This is a genomic window from Streptomyces sp. NPDC043952 (assembly GCF_056435325.1).
In genome coordinates this window covers 30681-52098 of sequence record NZ_JBWKES010000038.1, presented here as the reverse complement: position 1 = coordinate 52098, position 21418 = coordinate 30681, and the positions used below count along the sequence as shown (strand labels likewise).

The 21418-nt window shown below is 73.8% G+C and carries 20 protein-coding genes; 12 read left to right on the top strand and 8 right to left on the bottom strand.

The features are described from left to right. Positions 1-77: 77 nt before the first annotated feature. The 3 genes from AC069R_RS29195 to AC069R_RS29185 form a co-directional block, all read right to left on the bottom strand. On the bottom strand, positions 78-2456 hold the full coding sequence (locus AC069R_RS29195; RefSeq protein ID WP_478769767.1) for a phosphoketolase family protein: 2379 nt from the start codon (positions 2454-2456) through the stop codon (positions 78-80). A 105-nt stretch (positions 2457-2561) separates the two neighbouring features. After that, positions 2562-3419, bottom strand: a complete 858-nt coding sequence (locus AC069R_RS29190) for a universal stress protein (RefSeq protein WP_478769766.1) — start codon at positions 3417-3419, stop codon at positions 2562-2564. Between the two features lie 156 nt (positions 3420-3575). After that, on the bottom strand, positions 3576-4472 hold the full coding sequence (locus tag AC069R_RS29185; RefSeq protein WP_478769765.1) for a universal stress protein: 897 nt from the start codon (positions 4470-4472) through the stop codon (positions 3576-3578). Between the two features lie 242 nt (positions 4473-4714). On the opposite strand from AC069R_RS29185, the gene AC069R_RS29180 reads away from it, so the two are divergent. Together AC069R_RS29180 and AC069R_RS29175 are read left to right on the top strand one after the other, a co-directional pair. Continuing rightward, the gene (locus tag AC069R_RS29180; RefSeq protein WP_478769764.1) at positions 4715-5365 is read left to right on the top strand and encodes a CBS domain-containing protein; all 651 of its coding nucleotides are present in this window, start codon (positions 4715-4717) and stop codon (positions 5363-5365) included. Between the two features lie 131 nt (positions 5366-5496). Continuing rightward, positions 5497-6198 carry a response regulator gene (locus AC069R_RS29175; RefSeq protein WP_478769763.1) on the top strand — a complete coding sequence of 234 codons (702 nt, stop codon included), beginning with the start codon at positions 5497-5499 and terminating at the stop codon, positions 6196-6198. A gap of 21 nt (positions 6199-6219) precedes the next feature. Here AC069R_RS29175 and AC069R_RS29170 read toward each other — a convergent pair whose 3' ends face one another. Beyond that, the gene (locus AC069R_RS29170; protein ID WP_478769778.1) at positions 6220-7071 is read right to left on the bottom strand and encodes a universal stress protein; all 852 of its coding nucleotides are present in this window, start codon (positions 7069-7071) and stop codon (positions 6220-6222) included. A 231-nt stretch (positions 7072-7302) separates the two neighbouring features. Here AC069R_RS29170 and AC069R_RS29165 point away from each other — a divergent pair, with 231 nt between their 5' ends. Further along, complete coding sequence (locus AC069R_RS29165) at positions 7303-7791, top strand: CBS domain-containing protein (RefSeq protein WP_478769762.1); 489 nt, start codon at positions 7303-7305, stop codon at positions 7789-7791. A gap of 28 nt (positions 7792-7819) precedes the next feature. On the opposite strand, the gene AC069R_RS29160 is transcribed toward AC069R_RS29165, so the two are convergent. Then, entirely contained in the window at positions 7820-8260 is a 441-nt protein-coding gene (locus AC069R_RS29160) for a universal stress protein (protein ID WP_478769761.1), read from the bottom strand. Positions 8261-8434: 174 nt separating this feature from the next. On the opposite strand from AC069R_RS29160, the gene AC069R_RS29155 reads away from it, so the two are divergent. Continuing rightward, positions 8435-8665, top strand: coding sequence for a hypothetical protein (locus tag AC069R_RS29155; protein ID WP_397987880.1), 231 nt, complete (start codon positions 8435-8437; stop codon positions 8663-8665). Between the two features lie 33 nt (positions 8666-8698). On the opposite strand, the gene AC069R_RS29150 is transcribed toward AC069R_RS29155, so the two are convergent. Both AC069R_RS29150 and AC069R_RS29145 read right to left on the bottom strand, forming a co-directional pair. Next, positions 8699-9475, bottom strand: coding sequence for a TIGR03943 family putative permease subunit (locus AC069R_RS29150; RefSeq protein WP_478769760.1), 777 nt, complete (start codon positions 9473-9475; stop codon positions 8699-8701). Further along, entirely contained in the window at positions 9472-10515 is a 1044-nt protein-coding gene (locus AC069R_RS29145; RefSeq protein ID WP_478769759.1) for a permease, read from the bottom strand. Before AC069R_RS29145 ends, AC069R_RS29150 begins: the two co-directional genes overlap by 4 nt. A 193-nt stretch (positions 10516-10708) precedes the next feature. On the opposite strand from AC069R_RS29145, the gene AC069R_RS29140 reads away from it, so the two are divergent. The 3 genes from AC069R_RS29140 to AC069R_RS29130 all read left to right on the top strand — a co-directional run bounded on the left by AC069R_RS29140 (position 10709) and on the right by AC069R_RS29130 (position 13539). Further along, positions 10709-11527 carry a serine hydrolase gene (locus AC069R_RS29140; RefSeq protein ID WP_478769758.1) on the top strand — a complete coding sequence of 273 codons (819 nt, stop codon included), beginning with the start codon at positions 10709-10711 and terminating at the stop codon, positions 11525-11527. Positions 11528-11610: 83 nt separating this feature from the next. Then, positions 11611-12024, top strand: coding sequence for an SRPBCC family protein (locus AC069R_RS29135; RefSeq protein WP_397987876.1), 414 nt, complete (start codon positions 11611-11613; stop codon positions 12022-12024). Between the two features lie 207 nt (positions 12025-12231). Then, a complete protein-coding gene (locus AC069R_RS29130) occupies positions 12232-13539 on the top strand; it encodes a hypothetical protein (RefSeq protein ID WP_478769757.1) in 1308 nt (435 codons plus the stop codon). A gap of 28 nt (positions 13540-13567) precedes the next feature. On the opposite strand, the gene AC069R_RS29125 is transcribed toward AC069R_RS29130, so the two are convergent. Next, positions 13568-15085, bottom strand: coding sequence for a hypothetical protein (locus tag AC069R_RS29125; protein ID WP_478769756.1), 1518 nt, complete (start codon positions 15083-15085; stop codon positions 13568-13570). Between the two features lie 601 nt (positions 15086-15686). Here AC069R_RS29125 and AC069R_RS29120 point away from each other — a divergent pair. From AC069R_RS29120 to AC069R_RS29100, 5 genes are all read left to right on the top strand, one after another. Then, positions 15687-17273, top strand: coding sequence for a hypothetical protein (locus AC069R_RS29120; protein ID WP_478769755.1), 1587 nt, complete (start codon positions 15687-15689; stop codon positions 17271-17273). After that, complete coding sequence (locus tag AC069R_RS29115; protein ID WP_478769754.1) at positions 17270-18343, top strand: NADH-quinone oxidoreductase subunit B family protein; 1074 nt, start codon at positions 17270-17272, stop codon at positions 18341-18343. The genes AC069R_RS29120 and AC069R_RS29115 overlap by 4 nt, the downstream gene beginning before the upstream one ends. A gap of 97 nt (positions 18344-18440) precedes the next feature. After that, on the top strand, positions 18441-20234 hold the full coding sequence (locus AC069R_RS29110) for a nickel-dependent hydrogenase large subunit (protein ID WP_478769753.1): 1794 nt from the start codon (positions 18441-18443) through the stop codon (positions 20232-20234). Continuing rightward, entirely contained in the window at positions 20227-20799 is a 573-nt protein-coding gene (locus tag AC069R_RS29105; protein WP_478769752.1) for a NifU family protein, read from the top strand. The genes AC069R_RS29110 and AC069R_RS29105 overlap by 8 nt, the downstream gene beginning before the upstream one ends. Then, positions 20796-21392 (top strand): DUF5947 family protein, encoded by a 597-nt coding sequence (locus AC069R_RS29100; protein ID WP_478769751.1) that lies wholly within the window; start codon positions 20796-20798, stop codon positions 21390-21392. Before AC069R_RS29105 ends, AC069R_RS29100 begins: the two co-directional genes overlap by 4 nt. Positions 21393-21418 lie beyond the last annotated feature (26 nt).

Here is a 21418-nt window from a genome sequence, read left to right as displayed (position 1 = left end):
GGTGGTCGTCGCCGCAGGGCATGGGCCGGCCCGCACGCCCCGCCGGACGGGGCGCGACACGCGGGTGGTGCCGGACCTCAGCCGCCCCAGGTCCACTCCGCGACCTCCGGCAGGTCCGTGCCGTGGGCGCGGATCCAGTCGTGGTGGCGGCTGCGGGCGTCGGCCATGCTCTGGCGGACGGCGGCGGCACGGACCGCGAGGCCGGGGACGCGGTCGATGACGTCCATGACGAGGCGGTAGCGGTCGAGGTCGTTGCGGACGACCATGTCGAAGGGCGTGGTCGTGGTGCCCGACTCCTTGTAGCCGCGCACATGCAGGTTTCGGTGGCCGGTGCGGCGGTACGCGAGCCGGTGGATCAGCCAGGGATAGCCGTGGTAGGCGAAGATGACGGGCTTGTCGGTGGTGAACAGGCCGTCGTACTCGAAGTCGGTCATCCCGTGCGGGTGTTCGTCGTGCGGCAGCAGCCGGGTCATGTCGACCACGTTGACCACCCGCACCGCCAGGTCGGGCAGGTGCCGGCGCAGCAACTGGGCGGCGGCCAGCACCTCTTGGGTGGGGACGTCGCCCGCGCAGGCGAGGACGACATCGGGTTCGCCGCCGTTCTCCGTGCCCGCCCACTCCCAGATCCCGGCGCCGCGCGCGCAGTGGGCGCGGGCCTGGTCCATGGTCAGCCAGTCGAAGCAGGGCTGCTTTCCGGCGACGACGACATTGACGTAGTCGCGGCTGCGCAGCACATGGTCGGCCACCGACAGCAGGGTGTTGGCGTCCGGCGGCAGATAGACGCGGACCACCTCGGGGCTCTTGTTGAGGACGTGGTCCACGAAGCCGGGGTCCTGGTGCGAGAAGCCGTTGTGGTCCTGGCGCCAGACGTGCGAGGTGAGCAGGTAGTTGAGCGAGGCGATGGGGGCCCGCCAGGTCAACTCGCGTGACGTCTTGAGCCACTTGATGTGCTGGTTGACCATCGAGTCGACGATGTGCACGAACGCCTCGTAGCAGGAGAACAGTCCGTGCCGGCCGGTGAGCAGATACCCCTCCAGCCAGCCCTGGCAGAGGTGTTCGGAGAGGATCTCCAGCACCCGTCCGTGCCGGTCCAGGTGCTCGTCCACCAGCAGGACGCCGGCCTGCCATGCCTTGCCGCTGGCGTCGAAGACGGCCTGGAGCCGGTTGGAGGCGGTCTCGTCCGGGCCGACGAGGCGGAAGTCCCGGCGCTCGCGGGTGTCCGCCATGACCTGTTCGAGGAGGTCGCCGAGGATCCGGGTGGGTTCGTGCAGGGCGGTGCCCGGCTTGTCGACGGCCACCGCGAAGGTGTCCAGGGGCGGCAGCGGCAGGTCGCGCAGCAGGACGCCGCCGTTGGCGTGCGGGTTGGACCCGAGGCGCCGGGCGCCCTCGGGGACGCAGGCGAGCACGTCGGCGCGCGGCCGGCCGTCCGCGTCGAAGAGTTCCTCGGGCCGGTACGAGCGCAGCCAACGCTCCAACTGCCGCAGGTGCTCGGGGTTTTCGCGCACGCCCGGCAGCGGCACCTGGTGGGCCCGCCAGGTGCCCTCGACCGGTACACCGTCCACCTCGGCGGGGCCGGTCCAGCCCTTGGGGGTGCGCAGCACGATCATCGGCCAGTGCGCCCGCTCGGTGACCCCGTCCTCGCGGGCGCCGCGCTGCATCCGCGCGATCCGGTCCAGCGCGTCGTCCAGGGCGGCGGCGAGGGCGCGGTGCACCTCGGCGGGCTCGTCGCCGCCGACGTACAGCGGTTCGTGGCCGTATCCCCGCAGCAGGGCGTCGAGTTCGCTCTCGGGGAGCCGGGAGAGCACGGTCGGGTTGGCGATCTTGTAGCCGTTGAGGTGCAGGATGGGCAGGACGGCACCGTCGTGCACCGGGTCGAGGAACTTGTCGGAGTGCCAGGAGGCGGCGAGCGGCCCGGTCTCCGCCTCGCCGTCGCCGATCACGCAGGTCACCAGCAGATCGGGGTTGTCGAAGGCGGCGCCGTAGGCGTGCGCGAGGGAGTAGCCGAGTTCGCCGCCCTCGTGGATGGAGCCGGGCGTCTCGGGGGCCACATGGCTGGGCACGCCGCCGGGGAAGGAGAACTGCCGGAACAGCAGCTCCATGCCGGCCCCGTCCCGGCTGATGTCCGGGTAGGTCTCGCTGTAGCTGCCCTCCAGCCAGGAGCCCGCGAGGACGGCCGGGCCGCCGTGCCCCGGCCCCCACACGCACAGCGCGTCCAGGTCGCGGGCCTTGATGACGCGGTTGAGGTGGGTGTAGACGAGGTTGAGTCCGGGCGAGGTGCCCCAGTGGCCGAGCAGCCGCGGCTTGATGTGCTCGGGGCGCAGCGGCTCGGTCAGCAGCGGGTTGGCCATGAGGTAGATCTGGCCGGCGGCCAGGTAGTTGGCGGCGCGCCAGTGCGCGTCCAGGGAGCGCAGCTCCTCCTCGGTGAGGGCGGCTTCCCGTGAGGCGGCCTCGGTCATGAGGACTCCGATCGGCGTCAGGTTCGTACGGCGTCAGTGGTGGGCGTGCGAAGTCGGTGGGGTGCGTGGGGAGTCGGGGGGCGCGGAATCGTCCGGCGGGCGCGGTCAGTCGGTTTCCGGTACGACGGCCACCGGGCAGGCCGCGTGGTGGAGTACCCCGTGGGCGACGCGGCCGAGCTGGGGGCCGAAGCGGCCGGCGCGGCGCCGGGCGCCGACGACGAGCAGTCCGGCGTCGCGGGAGGCGTCGACGAGGACGTCACGGGCGTGTCCCTCGGCGGTACGCCGGTGCTGCTCCAGCCCCTCGGGGACGTCCCGCAGGGCCTCTTCCAGCGTCTCGGCGGCCTCCTGTTCCTCCGCGCGGGCGGGGCCGCCGGCGAGCAGCGGATGCCCGGTGGTGCCGTGCGCGGGCCGCCGCCATGCCCGTACGGCCTCCAGCGGCACCCCGCGCAGCGCCGTCTCCTCGGCGGCGAACCGTACGGCGGCCGGCCCCGCGGCCTTCCCGGCGACGCCGAGCACGACGCGGCCCGGCCGGTCCTCGGGCCCGCCGCGCAGCACGATCACCGGGCAGTGGGCACGGGCGGCGACGGACAGGCTCACGGAGCCGAGGAGCAGCTCGGCGACGGCGTTGCGGCCCCGGCAGCCGAGGACGACGAGGCGGGCGGTGCTGCTCTCGTTCACCAGCCCGAACGACGGTTCGTCGGCCAGCACGGAGGTGGTGAGCCGCAGCTCGGGATGGTGCCGCCGGGCCCGGCGTTCGGCGGCGTTCATGATGTCCTCGCCCATCACCTCCTCGGCCGGTTTCCCGACCTCCTGGGCGATGAGGGAACCCTCGTAGCGCTCCCAGAGCGAGGCGTGGACCAGGCGGAGCGGCGCCCCGCGCAGGGCGGCCTCCCCGGCGGCCCAGTCCACGGCGCGCAGGCTCTCCTCGGAGCCGTCGACGCCGACGAGCACGGGCAGGTCCATCGTGTTCACTCTCCCTGGTAGGGGTCGACGACGAGGCGGGCCCGCACCCCATCGTTGACGGATTCACCGGCGCGCGCGAGCCGTACCGCCCCGTTTCGGCCGTTTCGGCCGCGGGCCTCGCCGCATACGGCCGCTTGTCCGGGCATGTGGGCCGCCTCAGCTGTGCGCGACGACGGCCACGGGCGCGGCGACGTGGTGCAGGACGGCGTGGGTGACATGGCCGATGTGGATGCCGTACGGGCTGGTGCGGACGCGGCGCCCGACGACCACCAGGGAGGCGTCCGAAGCGGCGTCGATCAGGACCGGCGCGGCGTTGCCGGCCCGGCTCGCCTCGCTCACCTCGACGTCCGGGTACTTCTGCCGCCAGGGCCGCAGCGCCCCGGTGAGCAGGGCGGACGCCCGGCGTCCGAAGGCGGGCACGACCGGCGGGTCGGCGGGGATGCCGTACGCGGCGTACGGCGGCGGCGTCCATGCGTGCACGACCCGCAGCGCGGCGCCGCGGCGCGCGGCGGCGTCGAAGGCGAACTCCAGCAGGGCCTGGCTCGGGCCCTCGGGGTCGTCGATGTCGAGGCCGAGGACGACGGGCCGGAACGGGGTCGCGGCGGACGGGACGCCCGAGGGGTCGGGCCGGTGTTCGTCGGCGGCCGTTTCACCCGCACGGACCAGTACCACCGGACGCGTCGTGCGGGCGATGACGAACAGCCCGGCCGAGCCGACCAGGAACCCGCCGAGCCGGCCGAGGCCGCGGGAGCCGAGTGCCAGCAGTTCCGCGCCGTCGGCCGCCTCGGTGAGGGCCTGTGCCGCTTCGCCGGTGATCTGGTCGGTGACGACCTCGACGGCGGGGTGGCGCCGCCGCAGACCGGCCGCGGACTCGCGCACCGTGCGGGCCCATTCCCCGGCGGCGGCGCGGTCGGCGCCGGCTTCCGGCTCGGGCTCCCGCACATGCAGGATCCGCAGCGGCAGGCCGCGCAGCACCGCCTCGCGCGCCGCCCATTCGACGGCGGCCCGGCTCTCGGGCGAGCCGTCGAGGCCCGCGGTGACGGTTCGGGTCATGGTTCCACCTCTCTGGGGCGTCGCCTCGGGGGGAAAGGGGCGACGATTCCAGCCTCGGGCAGGGCCGGCGAGACGATCAGGGGCCGCTGGTCCCGGACCGGGACCGACCGGCCCGGTCACCGGGGCCGCGCGGGGGCCGGGCGGCCCCGGTGCCGACCGGGCGCGTCCGGCGCACGCTGGGGACAGCGGGACTCCCGGCGAGCAGCCCGCGTCGAAAAGCCACGAGAAGCCACGGAGTCACCATGTACGGCAGCCCGCACACCGTCAGTGACGTCATGACGACCACCGTCGCCGCCGTCGGCCGGCGTGCTCCCTTCAAGGAGCTGGTGGAGATGATGCAGGACTGGCAGGTCAGCGCCGTGCCGGTGATCGAGGGGGAGGGTCTGGTGGTGGGCGTGGTCTCGGAGGCCGACATGCTGCCCAAGGAGGAGCTGCGGGACGACCCGGCCGGGGAGTACCGGCGGCTGCGGCCGCCCGCCGACCTGGCGAAGGGCGAGGCGATCACCGCCGGGGACCTGATGACCTCCCCCGCGGTCACCGTGCGCGCCGGCGCCACCCTCGCCGAGGCCGCGCGGACCATGGCCCGCGCCGGCGTCAAGCGGCTGCCGGTGGTGGACGGGACCGGGATGCTGGAGGGCGTCGTCAGCCGCGCCGATCTGCTCAAGGTCTTCCTGCGCGCGGACCGGGAGATCGGGGAGGAGGTGCGGCGGGAGATCGTGGCGCGGCTCTTCCCGCCGCCGGACTCGGCCGTGGAACTGCGGGTGGAGGACGGCGTGGTGACGGTGCTCGGCCGGATCCGGGACACCTCCCTGGTCCCGGTGGCGGCCCGGCTGGTGCGCGCGGTCGAGGGCGTCGTGGACGTGCGCTTCGACCTGGCGCCCGGCCGGGCATGACACCCTGGTGGAAGGGGCCGGGGCTCGGGAAGTGGGGCCGGTCGGCCCTAGTGGGCGCGGCGCCGTCCGGCGATGATCGGCCGGGTGACAGGCCGCAGTCTGTCTGCTTTTTCCGGGAACGAGAGGTCGGGATGACCGAGACACGCACCTTCACGGCACAGGACCCGATCCGGGTGTTCCTCCTGGACGACCACGAGGTCGTCCGGCGCGGTCTGGCGGACCTCCTGGACGCCGAACCGGACATCTGCGTGGTCGGTGACGCCGACACCGCCGCGCACGCGCTGGTCCGGGGTCCCGCCCTGCGCCCGCACGTCGCCGTGCTGGACGTCCGGCTGCCCGACGGGGACGGCATCTCGGTCTGCCGGGAACTGCGCGACCGGATGCCGGAGCTGGCGTGTCTGATGCTCACCTCGTTCGACGACGAGGACGCTCTGCTGGACGCGATCATGGCCGGCGCGTCCGGCTATGTGCTCAAGCAGATCAAGGGCTCGGACCTGGTGTCCGCGGTGCGCACGGTCGCCTCCGGCCAGTCGATGCTGGACCCGGCGACCACGGCCCGGCTGATGCGCTCGCTGCGCGCCGACCCCGAGGAGGCGCCGTCGCTGCCGCCGGAGCTGGCGAGCCTGTCGCCGCGCGAGCGGGACATCCTGGCGCTGATCGGGGAGGGCCTGACCAACCGTGAGATCGGCAGGCGGCTGTACCTGTCGGAGAAGACGGTCAAGAACCACATCTCGCGGCTGCTGGCCAAGCTCGGGGTGCAGCGCCGGGTCCAGGCCGCCGTGCTCGCCTCCCACCTGGAGCCGCAGGGCACGAAGGAACACTCCGCGCGCTGAGCCGCCCAAGGCCCGCCTTTCTTACAGCGGTTGGGGTACGACGGCCACCGGGCACAGGGCGTGGTGCAGCAACCGGTGCGCCACGCGGCCCAGTTGGAGCCCGGCGTGTCCGCGCTCCCGCCGTACCCCGACGACCAGCAGGTCCGCGGCGGCCGAGCGGTGCAGGAGCACGGTGCCGGGCGGACCTTCGACGACGGTCCGGGACACCCGTACGTCCGGGTACTCGCTCAGCGGGGCCTGGAGCACCTTGTCGATCAGTCCGGCGGCCTGGTCCTCGTGGTCCGGGGCGGCGGTGCCCTCCGCGGGGGAGCGGCACCAGGTGCGCACCGCGTCGAGGACGCACCGGCGGGCGGCGGCCTCGCGCAGCGCGAAGCGGGCGGCCGTGTCGCCGGTGCCGGGCTCGCCGACGCCGAGCAGCACCCGTTCATGGGTGCCCCCGAGTCCGGCCGCGTCCCCGCGGACCACGATCACCGGCCCGGACGCCCGTCCGGCGACGGCGAGTCCCACCGAACCGAGCAGCAGCTCCTGCAGCTCGCCCCGGCCCCGGCTGCCGGTCACCACGGCGGTGGCGTGGTCGCCCTCGGCGAGCAGCGCGGAGACCGGGTCCTCGGCCGGCACGGCGGAGTCCACCTTCAGGTCGGGGGCGCGCCGGTGTACCCGCTCGGTCGCCGAGGCCACGATGTGCTGGGCCATCAGGTGGGCGGCGGACGGCTCCCTGCCGAGCGAGGGCAGCCGCCCCTCGTAGCGCTCCCAGAGCGAGGCGTGCACGAGCCGCAGCGGCACCCCGAGCCGGACCGCCTCGTCCACCGCCCAGTCCACCGCCAGCAGGCTGCATTCGGAGCCGTCGAGACCCACGACCAGGGGCAGGGGCATCGTCCTCACCGCCTTCCTCGGGCTGCGCGCCGGCGCGGCGGCCCGTCCGGCTTTCACGCTCGCACGGCCGAACGGGTGAGCCGATGGGTACATTGTCCCTTTCGCCGGGAATCGGACTACCCCGGCGAGGGCCGGGCGGCCCCTGCCCCCCGGCGGCCCGCCCGGCGCAGGGTGGAGACGGCACCGCCCCGGTGCCGGTGTCCTTGCCGGCGCCCCCCGAAAGAGGTCCTGATGACCCATCTCCCCCACGCCGGACCGCCGCCCGGCACGCTGTCCGCGGCGGGGCAGGTCACCGTCGGCGGGCTGATGACCGCGCCGCCGGTGACCGTCGCACCGGACGTCACCCTGGCCGGGGCCACCCGGCTGATGGCCGAGACCGCCGTCGGCTCCCTGCTGGTCGTCGAGGACGGCATGCTGCGCGGCATCGTCACCGACCGCGATCTGGCGCTGCGCGGGCTGGGCGAGGGGCTGCCGCCGGACAGCCGGATCGACGCGGTGATGTCGCCGCGGGTGGTCACGCTGGACGCGGGCGACGAGATCCACGAGGCCTACCGCACCTTCCGGCGCACCGGCGTGCGCCGGCTGCCCGTCCTGGCCGACGGCCGCCCGGTGGGCGTGCTCACCCTGGACGATCTGCTGCTGGACGTGTTCCGGCGGCTCGCGGACCTGCTGGGGCCGGTGGCCTGGAGCGTGCTGCGGGAGCCACCTGGGCCGCCGTAGCCCCTGTAGCCCCCGTCGGCCCCCGTGCTCAGGTCTCCTCGGAGCGGACGATCACCACCGGGCAAGGGGCATGCGCGGCCACCCGCTGGCTGACGGAGCCGAGCAGGGCGCGGGCGAAGCCGCCCCGGCCCCGGCTGCCGACGACCAGGACCTCGGCGCCCTCGGCGGCCCGGAGCAGGATGTCGGCGGGGTTGCCGTGGGCCATGCGGGTGCGCACTTCGGCGGCCGCGTCCGCGCCGAGCACCTCGGTGAGCTCCCGCGTCATCTGCTCGCGGGTGGCCTCCTCGTCCATGTACATGTCCACCGCCGGCGCGGACCAGCCGTACAGCGGCACCTCCCAGGCCGCGACGGCCTCCACCACCCCGCCGACGAGCGCGGCGTAGCGCACCGCCCAGCGCACCGCCTCGAAGGAGGACTGCGAGCCGTCGACCCCCACCACGATCCGGGGCCTGGAGACGTCCTGGTCCATCTGTCCCACCTCTCTGCGGCGGCGCCGGCCACGGCTGTAGCCTCCTGCGCTCCACGCTGCGCGAGGTGCCGCCGCCGCGCCAGAAAAGAGCGTCCGTTCGGCCCTGCCGCCGGGCGCCGGGGCGGTGCATCCTGCCGTAAGGGGAACCGGGAGGGTACGGGAGGTGAGGCACGGATGGGCAAACAGAGCAGGAAGAACGGCAAGGCGAAGGCCGCGGGGCGGCGTACCGGCCGCGACTGCGGGGCCCCGCTGCCCACACGCCGGGGCGCGCATCCCCGCACCGGCAACGCCACCCCCGGCGCGGGCCACTGGCGTGGCCACGGCCCCGGCAATCAGTGGCTGCTGCTGCCCGGCGGCACCTGGCGCCGGGTCGAGACGATCCGGGTGCGCGCCCTGTTCGGCTGAGCGGACGCCCTTTTCCCGGTCGGAGGTGATCGGCTAGCCCGGAGTGATCGGCAGATCGTCGGTGAAGGCGTTGATCGGCTGGGCGATCGGGGTGGTCCGGCGGACGTCGAGCGCGGCCGGCGCGGACCGGGTGCCGAGGGTGCCCGCGGGGTGCCAGGTGCCGGTGACGGCGAGCCAGGTGTTGGCCGGGGGCGCCGCGGAGCCGTAGACGTGGATCTTGACGGTCTGGGAGTCGGCGGCGCAGCAGGTGAAGATGATCCGGGTCAGGTACCAGCCGTCGCCCGCCGCGTCCGGGGTGACGAAACCGGTCAGGCGGACGGTACGGCCCCGGATGGCGCGGCTGCGGTCCTGCTGGACGCGCTTGGTGAAGTCCGTGAGGGTCAGCGGCAGCGGGGAGGTCGCGGGCAGCGGCCCGAAGCCCTTCTTCTGCACGGCGACCGGCTTGGCGCCGGAGCGTGCGGCGGTGTAGGCGCCGAGGGCCGGCGGGGCGAAGAGGAGCAGGCTCAGCGCGGGCAGGAAGAGAAGCCAGGCGACCCTGGGCGTGCCGGAGTGGTCGTGGCCGTCGTGGCAGCCCCGGCTCTCCTGGCCGTGCCCGTCGTGGCAGCCCCGGCTCTCCTGGCCGTGCCCTGTGCTCGCGGTCCGGGTGAAGGCCGCCGCGATCCCCAGCAGGAGCAGGACGACGCCGGAGGCGATCAGTACGGGGCGCAGTCCGGGCTTGACGTAGCGCAGGTAGGTGTCGCCGAACAGGGTGATGCGCAGCAGGCCGAGGCCGGTCAGCTTCAGCAGCAGGCTCGGTACGAGGCGTCTCACAGCAGGGCCCCTCCGGTCAGGGCGCTGGCGGCGACGGCCACGACCGTGGTCGCCGTGCAGAACCGCCAGGCGAAGGCGCGGCCGAAGGTACCCGCCTGGAGGGCGATCAGCTTCAGGTCGACCATCGGGCCGACCACCATGAACGCGAGCCGGGCGGTCGGTGAGAACCCGGTCAGCGAGGCGGCGACGAACGCGTCGGCCTCCGAGCAGACCGCCAGCAGGACGGCGAGACCGGCCAGGAAGATCACCGAGAGCCAGGGGGTGCCGGAGAAGGCGTCGAGGACGGCACGCGGCACGGCGACGTTGAAGGTGGCGGCGGCCATGGCGCCGAGCACCAGGAAGCCGCCGGCCTGGAGGAAGTCGTGCTGGAAGCCGGCCCGGAACTCCCGCCAGCGGCTGTGGCCGTGGGCGTGCCCGGTGTGCCGGTGGCGCAGGGCCGGGCGCAGCCACTTCTCGTCGCCCCGCCAGAGCCACAGCCAGCCCATCACGGCGGCCGTGCCGAGGGAGGCGAGCAGGCGGGCGGCGATCATCGCGGGGTCGCCGGGGAAGGCGACGGCGGTGGCGGTGAGCACGACGGGGTTGATGGCGGGCGCGGACAGCAGGAAGGCGAAGGCGGCGGCCGGGGTGACGCCCCGGCGGATCAGGCTGTTGGCGACCGGGACGGACGCGCATTCGCAGCCCGGCAGCACCGCGCCGGCGACGCCCGCGACCGGCACGGCGAGCGCGGCCCGCTTCGGCAGCACGCGGGTGAACAGGTCGGCGGGCACGAAGGCGTTGATGGCCCCGGACAGCACGGTGCCGAGCACGAGGAACGGGAGCGCCTGGACGGTGATGGCCAGGCAGACGGTGCGCCAGGCCCCCACGGCGGGCTGGTCCAGCCACCGTGCGCCGCCGAGGAGGAGTACGGCCGTCGCGCTCGCCGCGAGCAGGGCGGCCGCGCCGAGCGGCCAGGGCCCGGGGCGGCGCACGGACGGAGGCGGCGGGACGGGGACGACCGCCACACCCTCCCCCGCGGCAACCAGTTCATCCGTTTTTTCCATGATCACTCCGGATGTCGGTGTCCGGCCGACGATAAGCGAGGACCGGGGCCGGGCCGCGCATACACGCCGCCGCGGCGGCGCCCGTGCACCGCTTGGCCTCCCCCGGTGTCTCTTCTCACAAAAGGGGGCGAAACGAGGCCGGAGTGACGGCAGCCACTTCGCATGGGGCCGGATGTGTCTACGTTCGGGTGCCATGTCCTCGCACCCGCGCCGCACGGCCGGCGTCCTCCTGGCCTCGGTGACCGCCCTGCTCACCGCCGGCATCCCGGCGGCTGCCGCCGCCACGCCCACCCCGCAGCCGAAGCCGACGACCTCGGACCCGGCTCCGAAAGCCCCCGCCCCGGTTCCCGACCCGCGCGCCACCGTCGCCGTCCTCGACCTCGACGCGGGCGGCGCCACCCCCGTGATCCAGGGCGAGGACCGCGCCTACGACACCGCCAGCATCGTCAAGGTCGACATCCTGGCCGCGCTGCTGCTCAAGGCGCAGGACGAGCACCGGACGCTCACCGACGAGGAGCGCGGGCACGCCGAGCCGATGATCCGGCGCAGCGACAACGACGCGGCGAACGCCCTGTGGAAGGAGATCGGCCAGGGCCCCGGCCTCACGGCCGCCAACGAACGCCTGGGGCTCACCTCGACCACGGCCGGTCCCGGCGGCACATGGGGGCTGACCCGGACGACCGCGAGCGACCAGATACGGCTGCTGCGCGCGGTCTTCGACGACGGCGCCCCGACCCCCCTCACCGACGACTCCCGCGGCTACATCCGCACCCTGATGGCCGAGGTCCTGCCCGAGCAGTCCTGGGGCGTCTCGGCGGTGAACGCGGCCGGCACCGAGCTGAAGAACGGCTGGCTCCAGCGCACCACCACGGGCCTGTGGGACGTCAACAGCATCGGCGAGGTCACCCTCGGCGGCCATCGGTGTCTCGTCGCCGTCCTCTCCGACGGCAGCGCCTCCATGAGCGACGGCGTCTCGCTGGTGGAGCGCACCGCCCGCGCCGCGGTGGCCTGACCGCCGGGCGGGGGCGCTTTTCGGCCGCCGCGGAAGGGGCACGCGGGCGGGGTACGACTTCCGACCCGAGGGGCGATGCCACCATGAGCGAGTACGAACGTTCCCGCACGATGCCCGCCCAGCCCGAGCACGTCTTCGACCAGGCGGCCAATCTCGACCAGCTGGACTCCTGGCTCCCGGACGCCCTGCACGTGGCCCCCGAGGACCCGCCCGCCGTCAGCGTGCACGAGGCCGGTTCCGGCGAGGACACGCCCGCCCTGCTGCGGGCCCAGCCCGACCAGATGCGCCTGGAGTGGGGCACCCGCGAGCAGGGCGAGTACGCGGGCTGGCTCCAGGTGGCGGGCATCGGCAGCGGCGCCAGCGAGGTGACCGTCCATCTCTCCTTCTTCGACACCCGCCACGATCCGGGCGAACGCGCCGCCGCAAAGGCTCTGGAGGACAGCCTGCGCCGGCTGGAGGAACAGGTGCGCCTGCGCACGGACAACACGGCCGGCTGAACCGCCCGCGGGGAGCCCGGACGGGAACACGGGCGGGAGCACGGCGGGGGCGAGGTGACGGGCAACGGCGACGGGCGACGAGTGGCCGCGAAGCCGGGACGATCTTTCGTACAACCGTTCCGGCGGCACAGGCGTCTCACAGAAAGGGGAACTCCCGTTCCCCCACTGACCGTTCGTCCGCCACCGTCGCTCCAGTCAGAGGATTCCATGCCTTTCAGCTCTCCCGGCCCCCGTGCGGTGCGCCAGACCGCGGGCGCGTTCGGCGCCGTCGCCCTGATCGCGCTGTGCGCCGCGCCGGCCGTGGCCGCCGACGGCCCCGCGGCCGGCCTGGCGCTGGGCACCATCGCGCCGTTCGACAAGGTGAAGCCGGGCAGCGAGCTCCCGCTGTCGCCCGTCTTCACCAACACGGGCAGCGCGGCGCTCGACAAGGTCTGGCTGTCGTACTCCGTCACCCGCGGTCTGAGCCAGACCGCGGTTCCGTCCAACTGCCTGAGCTACCCGGTCCCTTCGACCGACGAGCAGCCGGGCCGGGCGCAGGTGGTGTGCGAGTTCGACCAGCCGGTGCAGCCGGGTGCCGTGTACGCCCCGGAGCGGCCGCTGACCCTGAAGGCCCTGGACCGCGCCCTGTACGACCACATCCAGGTGGCGGTCGACTCCGCGGCCCCGGCCCCGGAGGACGGCGCCTCCGCCCCGGTGCAGGGCACGGCCGCCGCGCTGAAGCTGGTCGAGCGGACCGGTGAGAAGGCCCCGCCGGCCGGCGCCGCGCCGAGCGCGGACGTCGCGGTGAATGCCGCCAATTCGGCCGACTTCCAGGTGGGCGGCGCCCAGTTGAAGGGCAAGGTCGGACAGACGGTCACGCTGCGGGTCACGTTCCGCAACGCGGGGCCCGCCTGGGTGCTGCCGCAGCCCGGTCAGCGCGCGGCCCATGTCCTGGTGACGCTGCCCGAGGGCACCTCGGCGGCGCGGACCGACGCGCGGTGCACGAACACCGGGGCCGAGTCCTACGCGTGCGGCACCGGCGCGCCCTGGGTGAACGAGCACGAGAGCACGTCGTACGCCTTCAAGGTGAAGATCGACAAGGCGGTGCCCGGCGCCCGCGGCTACGTGGAACTCGGCTCGGAGCCCCGGCCGTTCGACCATGTGAAGAAGAATGACACCGCCCGCATCGCGCTCGCCGTCACCGGCTCCACGGACACCTCGGGCGGCGGCTCCACCGGGGACGGCGGCTCGCCGGGCGGCGGCGACTCGACCGGCGGCACCGGCTCGACGTCCACGGGCGGCACCGGCAAGGGCACCGACGGCGGTACCACCACCACGGGCGGCACCACCGGCAGCACGACCGGCGCCGGCACCACCGGTGACCTCACCACCGGCGGCACCGGCGGCACCGGCGGCAGCCTCGCGAGCACCGGCGCCGGTCCGGCGCTGCCCCTCGCGGGCGCCGCGGGCGCGGCCGTGGTCCTCGGCGCGGGCGTCGTGGTGGCCGCCCGCCGCCGGGGCGGCCGCGAGGACTGATCCCCCGCCTGACCGGCGGCGACGCCGGTCAGGTCCCCGAGCCGCCGAAGCCCTGGGTCGTGTAGGCGCACTCGGTGTAGAGGTATCCGGGGCGCAGCTTCGCGGTGTCGGAACCCGCGGTCGTCACCCGGCCGCCATTCGGCTTGTGCACGAAGTACGTGGTGCCGACCGGGAGTTGCAGGGTGCGCTGCGGATAGTCCTTGCCGCCGGCGCAGGGCTTGAAGGTGGACATCAGCGTGTCGGCGAGCAGGTACGACCGGCAGCTCCCGCAGGCCTTCAGGGTGAAGCTGCCGGTGACCGGGCCGGTGTAGAGGACGGTGACGTCGTCCGGGCTGTCGTTCTTCACCGTGACGGAGATGCTGCCGCCGGTGGCGGTGGTGGGCAGCTTCTTGCCGGCCGCCGGGATGGTCTGGGCGACCTCGGCGGCGATGGCGATCTTCTGGGCGAGCGCCCGGTTCCGGTGGTGCGGGTGCCCGGCGACGAACGTGTCCATGGTCTGCTGGGCGCTGCTGAAGTCGCCGCTCTTGTACTGCTGGACGCCGCAGTCGTAGGCCCCGTCGTCGCCGCTGCGCCCGGCTCGGGACGCGGCGGACGCGAGCTTGCCGCCGGGATCGCCCGCGGCCGTCTTCAGGTCGCCGATCCTGGTGTCGAGCTGCCGCAACTCCTCGACGGCCGCGCAGGATCCGGAGCCGCCCACGCCGTTCTGCGCCTTCTTGACGGCCGCGTCGACGGCGGGAGCCACCTTGGCCGTCTGCGCGGAGCGCGGGAACGTCTTCATCAGGTCGCCGAAGCGGGTGACCCAGTCCTGGTCGCCCGCGGACAGGCCCTGCGCTCCGCACTCGTACAGCGAGGTCGCGAGCCGGTCGTCGGGCCAGCCGGCGAGCGATCCGACGGTGGCCTCGGGCAGTTCGCCGGGCACCGTGCGCAGATACGTCAGCGGGGCCACGGCGGTGCAGTAGTCCTGGCTGTCGTAGGGGGCGGCGACCTTGGCGTAGTAGGTGCGCAGGCTGGCGGGGACCTTGCGGGCGGCGCGGGAGCCGGGGTGATCGCCGACGAGTTCGCGGTAGGCGCCGAGGACCTCGCGGTAGTCGGGTTCGGCGGTGCCGAAGGGCTTGCCCGCGTCCGCCGCGACCAGATGGTCGGCACTGGTCAGGCGGTCGAGGAGGGCCTGCTGTACGGCCTCCTCGCGGGCGTCCTGGTACCAGAGCGCGCCACCGGCCGGCACTGCGAGCAGCACCAGCCCGAGCAGCAGCGCGAGGGGCGCGCGGCCGGGCCAGACGAGGCGGGTGCGCAGCCCGAGGTACGCGCCGTGGGCGGCCGCCAGCAGCAGAAGCAGGGCGTAGAGGGCCAGCAGGGCGCCGGGGACGCCGTCGGCGTCGGCGGGCAGGGCGACGACCAGCAGGATCGCGGTCGCCACCCAGCAGGCGGCCATGAGGAGCCGGCGGCGGGTGAACGCGTAGCCGAGGCCGAGTCCGCTGAGGTTGAGCAGGGCGACCGCGACGGCCCGGCCGGTGTCCGGGGGCGCGGGCGGCGGGCTCGTGGGCATGGGCGGCACGCCGAAGCCGTGACCGGGAGCGCCGGGACCACCCGGCCCGACCGGACCACCCGGACCGTACGACCACGGTCCCGCGGGGACTCCAGCGCCTCCGGGGCCTCCGAAAACGCCGGGACCTCCGGTACCGCTTGCCGGGCTTCCGAATCCTCCGGGGGCCGCCGGCCCGCCAGGGCTTCCGAACCCTCCCGACCCCCCGGAGCCCCCGGTGGCACCGGCGCCTCCCGGCCCCCGGTCTCCCCCCGCTCCCGCCGCGCCTCTCGGGCCCTCCGGACCCCCGAAACCACCGGACATGACGACTCCCCCCCGACTCCGACGACCCCCACCGTGCGTGGCCTTCGATTCTAGCGGTCGGCGCACCCGGCGGAGCCCCAACACCGGTTCACTTCATGGCACTTGGGGCCCTCCTCCGCCCTCCGCCCACAGCTGCCGCACCCGGCCGTACCGGTCCGCCACCCGGAGACGGGCGCATCGCCTGACCGGCCCAATGCGGGTGCGTCGGAGGGGCGGGAAGCCGCGACCAATGTGACCGTTATGGGAGAAATGTCCGGGTGTGCAAGGGACCGCCCGGCTGCCCCAGTGATGAGGAGGCGGGATGCCGGACCAGGTCGGCGTGTGCGAACCCCTGCTCACGGACGGTGCCGACGCCGAGCACGCGTGCGCCTTCGAGCAGCTGGGCGCCGTCGCGGACGCCGTGCTGTACGAGGGCTATCTGCTCTACCCGTACCGCCGGTCCTCGGCCAAGAACCGCGTCCGCTGGCAGTTCGGGGTGCTGCTCCCCCGCGACTGGGTGGAGCGCTTCGGCCCGGTGGCGCCCGGCGTCTCCGGCTCCGCGGACTCCTGGTACCAGCAGACCGAGTGCCTGGTGCGCACACCGGCGGACGAGGCGGTCGTACGGCTGCGGGTGCGGTACCTCCAGATGCAGCACAAGCAGGTCGAGGACGCGAACGGGTCCCCGGTGGAGTCCCTGCGCACGGACGACGGCACCACGCATCTCTCCTTCGACGAGGCGATCGCGCGCGAGACGGGGCTGACGGTGCCGCTCGCCGAACTGCTGGACGGCGGTCGTACCGTCGCGGTCGGCGCGCCCGCAGGCGAGGAGTACGAGCCGCTGCCCTCGGGCGCGGGCCGGATCGTACGGCGGCACCGGGAGGTGCGGGCCGCGACGACGGTGGCCGCCGAGCCGCTCGCGCCGGGCCTGTACCGGCTGCGGGTGCGCACCGAGAACACGGGCGAGCCGGCGGACGTGGGGGCCTGCCGGAACGAGGCGCTGCGCGACGCGCTGATCGCCACGCACACGGTCATCGGCGGCGAGGGCCTGGAGTTCGTCTCGCTGATCGATCCGCCCGAGGCGCTGGCCGGACAGGCACGGGAGTGCCGCAACGCGTTCACGTTCCCCGTGCTCGGGGGCGCGCCGCCGGAGTCGGACGACGGCGCGGGCGAGACCGGTCCGGCGATGCTCTCGGCGCCGATCATCCTCTCGGACCATCCGCAGGTGGCGCCGGAGAGTCCGGGCGATCTGCACGACGCGGCGGAGATCGACGAGATCCTCACGCTGCGGACGATGCTGCTGACCGACGAGGAGAAGGCGGAGGCGCGGGCGACCGATCCACGGGCCGCGCGGATCCTGGACCGGGTCGACAGCATGCCCCGCGAGGTCTTCGAACGCCTGCACGGCGCGATCCGCTCCCTGACCCCGGCGGCTCCGGCCGGGCCCCGGACGGCCGGCCGTGCCGCCTCCACTCCCGCCCCGGCCCCGGCAGCCCGCCCCGAAACCCCGGACAGCGCGGCATCCCCCGACTCCGCCCTCCCCGAACGCCCCGCCTGGTGGCAGGAAGGCGGGGACGCGGGGCTCTCGCCGACGACCGACACGGTGCTCGTGGCCGGGGTGCCCGTCGGGGCCGGCAGTCCGGTGCTGCTGCGGCCGCGCACACGCGGGGCCGACGCCCAGGACATGTTCCTGGACGGGCGGTCCGCCACCGTGGCCGGGGTCTTCCACGACGTGGACGGCGGCGTCCGGCTCGCCGTGACCGTGGACGACGATCCGGCCGCCGAACTGCACGGCTGGTACGGCCGTTTCCACTACTTCCGGCCCGACGAGGTCGAACCCCTCGCAACCACGGGCACCCCGGCCGCCCCCGGCCGGGACCACGACCGACTGCGACGGAGGCCGCAGAGATGACCACACAGAGCGGTACCACCGAGGCCCGCGCCGACGCCCCGCGGGGCTTCGACGAGATCACCATCCTGTGGATCTCCGAGGGCATGAGCTGCGACGGCGACACCGTGTCGCTGACCGCCGCCGGGCAGCCGTCCATCGAGGACGTGGTGCTCGGCCTCATCCCCGGCCTGCCGAGGGTCAACCTCGTCAACAAGGTCCTCTCCCCGAGCCTGGGCGGCGAGGACTTCCTCGTCCCGTACCGCAAGGCGGCCCGCGGTGAACTGGAGCCCTTCATCCTGGTGATCGAGGGTTCGATCCCCAACCAGAACATCATCGAGGGCGACGGCTACTGGACGTCGTTCGGCAACGACCCGGCGACCGGCGAGCCGCAGACCCTCAACTGGTGGATCGACCAACTGGCGCCCAGGGCCTGGGCAGTGGTCGCGGCCGGCACCTGCGCCACCTTCGGCGGCATCCACGCCATGGCCGGCAACCCGACCGGCTGCATGGGCCTCGCGGACTACCTGGGCTGGGAGTTCAAGGCGCGCTCCGGCCTCCCCGTGGTCAACGTGCCCGGCTGCCCGATCCAGCCGGAGAACTTCATGGAGACCCTGGTCTGGGTGCTCCAGCACGCCGCCGGCACCGCTCCCCCGCCGCCGCTGGACCACATGCTGCGCCCGCAGTGGCTGTTCGGCAAGACCGTGCACGAGGGCTGCGACCGGGCCGCGTACTACGAGCAGGCCGACTTCGCCAAGGACTACAACTCCCCCAAGTGCCAGGTGAAGGTGGGCTGCTGGGGTCCGGTCGTCAACTGCAACGTGCCCAAGCGGGGCTGGATGTCCGGCATCGGCGGCTGCCCGAACGTCGGCGGCATCTGCATCGGCTGCACCATGCCCAGCTTCCCCGACGCCTTCATGCCGTTCATGGACGAGCCGCCGGGCGGCACGCTCTCCTCGATGGTCATCAAGCCGTACGGGGCGGTCATCCGCCGGCTGCGCGGGCTGACCAACGACATGGTGAACCACGAGCCCCGCTGGCGGCACAACAAGCAGAAGCTGACCAGCGGTTACGACCCGCACTGGCGCGCGTGACGCCGTACTCCCCCCGGCCGCGCCCCAACCCGCCACCCGACCGCCGCACCCCGCCATCCGCCCCGCCCGACCCGAACAGCGAGGGACAGTACCGCAGATGACCACCACCGACGCGCGGACCTCAGGACGCAAACCCGCCCAGCTCGTGGACATGTCCTGGGATCCGATCACCCGGATCATCGGCAACCTGGGTATCTACACGAAGATCGACTTCGCCAACCGTGAGGTCGTGGAGTGCCACAGCACCTCGTCGCTGTTCCGCGGCTACTCGGTGTTCATGAAGGGCAAGGACCCGCGCGACGCCGGGTTCATCACCTCACGGATCTGCGGCATCTGCGGCGACAACCACACCACCTGCTCCAACTACGCCCAGCAGATGGCCTACGGCGTCAAGCCGCCGAAGCTGGCCGAGCACATCACCAACCTGGGCGAGGCGGCGGAGTACATCTTCGACCACACGATCTTCCAGGACAACCTGGTCTTCGTGGACTTCTGCGAGGCGATGGTCAAGGCCACCAACCCCGGTGTGCTGGCCCGCGCCGAGCGCACCGACGCGCCCCGCGGCCATGTGCACGGCTACCGCACCATCGCCGAGATCATGAAGGCCTTCAACCCCTTCGAGGGCGAGGTCTACAAGGAGGCGCTGAAGGTCAGCCGGATCACGCGGGAGATGTTCTGCCTGATGGAGGGGCGCCATGTGCACCCCTCCACGCTCTACCCCGGCGGCGTCGGCACGATGCCGCAGCCCAGCACCTTCACCGACTACCTCAGCCGGCTGATGCGCGTCATCGACTTCATCAAGAAGGCGGTGGCGATGAACGACGACGTTTTCGACTTCTTCTACGAGGCGCTGCCGGGCTACGAGGAGGTCGGCAGACGCCGTATCCTGCTGGGCTGCTGGGGCGCCTTCCAGAACCCGGACGTGGTCGACTACCGCTACGCCACCATGAACGAGTGGGGCAAGGCGATGTACGTCACGCCGGGCATCGTGGTGGACGGCAAGCTGGTCACCAACAACCTCGTCGACATCAACCTCGGCCTGCGCATCATGCTGGGCAGCTCCTTCTACGAGGACTGGGTGAACGAGGATCCGTTCGTCACCCACGACCCGCTGGGCAACCCCGTCGACATGCGCCACCCGTGGAACCAGACCACGGTGCCGGTGCCGCAGAAGCGGGACTTCGAGGGCAACTACAGCTGGGTGATGAGCCCGCGCTGGTACCACCCGGCCACCGGCGAGCACCTTGCCCTGGACACCGGCGGCGGCCCGCTCGCCCGGCTCTGGTCGACCGCGCTGAGCGGCCTGGTGGACACCCCGTACGTGAAGGCGACCGGCGGCGGCATCCGCATCACCCTGCCCAGGGGCGAGAAGCTGCCGGAGACCACGCTGGAGTGGCGCATCCCGAAGTGGAGCAACACCCTCGAACGCGACCGCGCCCGGCCGTACTTCATCGCCTACGCCGCCGCCATGGCGCTCCAGTTCCTGGAGGAGGCCATGGGAATGCTGCAGAGCGGCGACACCAAGGTCTTCGAGAACTTCGAGGTGCCGGACGAGTCGATCGGCTGCGGTTTCCACGAGGCGGTGCGCGGGGTCCTCTCGCACCACCTGGTGATCCGGGACAAGAAGATCGCCAACTACCACCCGTACCCGCCGACGCCGTGGAACGCCAGCCCCCGCGACATCTACGGCACGCCGGGCCCCTACGAGGACGCGGTGCAGGGCCAGCCGATCTTCGAGGAGAACGGGCCGGACGACTTCAAGGGCGTCGACATCATGCGCACCGTGCGCAGCTTCGACCCCTGTCTGCCGTGCGGGGTGCACATGTACATGGGCAAGGGCAAGACCCTGACCACCGTGCACTCGCCGACGTACGGGGCCGACCATGGCTGACCCGGCCGGACGCCTCACGGACCGGGAGGTGGAGGCCCGGCTCGCGCGGCTGGACGAGGTGCTGGCCGGACTGGAGCACACGCCCGGCCCGGCCCTGGAAGCGGTGCGGCTGCTCACCGAGGTCTATGGCGAAGCCCTCGGCCGGGTCCTGGACGGCGCGGACGAGCGGCTGGGCGCGCGGCTGGCCGGTGACGAGCTGGTCGGCCACCTCATGGTGCTGCACGGCGTGCACCCGCAGCCCCTGGCCGAGCGGGCCCAGCGCGCGGTCGAACGGCTCGCGCCCGCGGTCCGCGAGCGCGGCGGCGACCTGGCGTGGGCCGGGGTCGAGGGCGAGGTCGCGCGGGTGCGCCTCGACTCCGGCTCCGGTTCCGGGGGCGGCTGCGGTGGCGGATGCGGCGGTGGCTCCGGGGACATCGCGGCGGCGGTGCGGGAGACCGTGCTGGCCGTGGCGCCCGAGCTGACCGGCGTCGAGATCGTGCCGGCCGGCAAGGAGCGCAGGGCGGCCCCCGCCTTCGTGCCGCTGAGCACGATCAAGCGCCGGTCCGTGCCCCAGGAGGCCGGGTGAGCGCGGACGGGGCGCTGGCGCGGGTGATCCGCTCCGCCGCGGAACGCGCGGCCACGGCCGACGCGGAGAGCTGCGAGCTGTGCGCGGCCCCGGTGGCGCCGGAGCATCCGCATCTGTACGACACCGGGGCCGCCGAGGTGCGCTGTGTGTGCGGTCCCTGCTCGGTGCTGTTCGCGGACGGCGCGGCGGGCGAGGGCCGCTACCGGCTGGTGCCCCGGCGCAGGGTGCGGCTCGCGCCCGTGGACACCGGGGTGCTGGGCGTCCCGGTGGGGCTGGTGTTCTTCGTGCCGCGCTCCGACGGCACGGTCACCGCGCAGGGGCCGAGCCCGGCCGGGGCGATGCGCTGGGAGGTGGACGCGGACGCCTGGCGGCGGCTGGCCGCCGGGGTCCCGCAGGTGGCGTCCATCGCACCGGACGTGGAGGCGCTGCTGGTGAACACCGTGCGGGGCCTTTCGGAGCACTGGATCGTGCCGGTCGACGACTGTTTCCGGATGACGGCGCTGGTCCGCCGCGAGTGGCGGGGGCTCTCCGGTGGCGGGCGGGTCTGGCCGGCCGTAGAACAGTTCTTCAGGGACCTCACCGAACGGTCGTAGTCGTACGGCCTGGAAGGAGAGCGGAC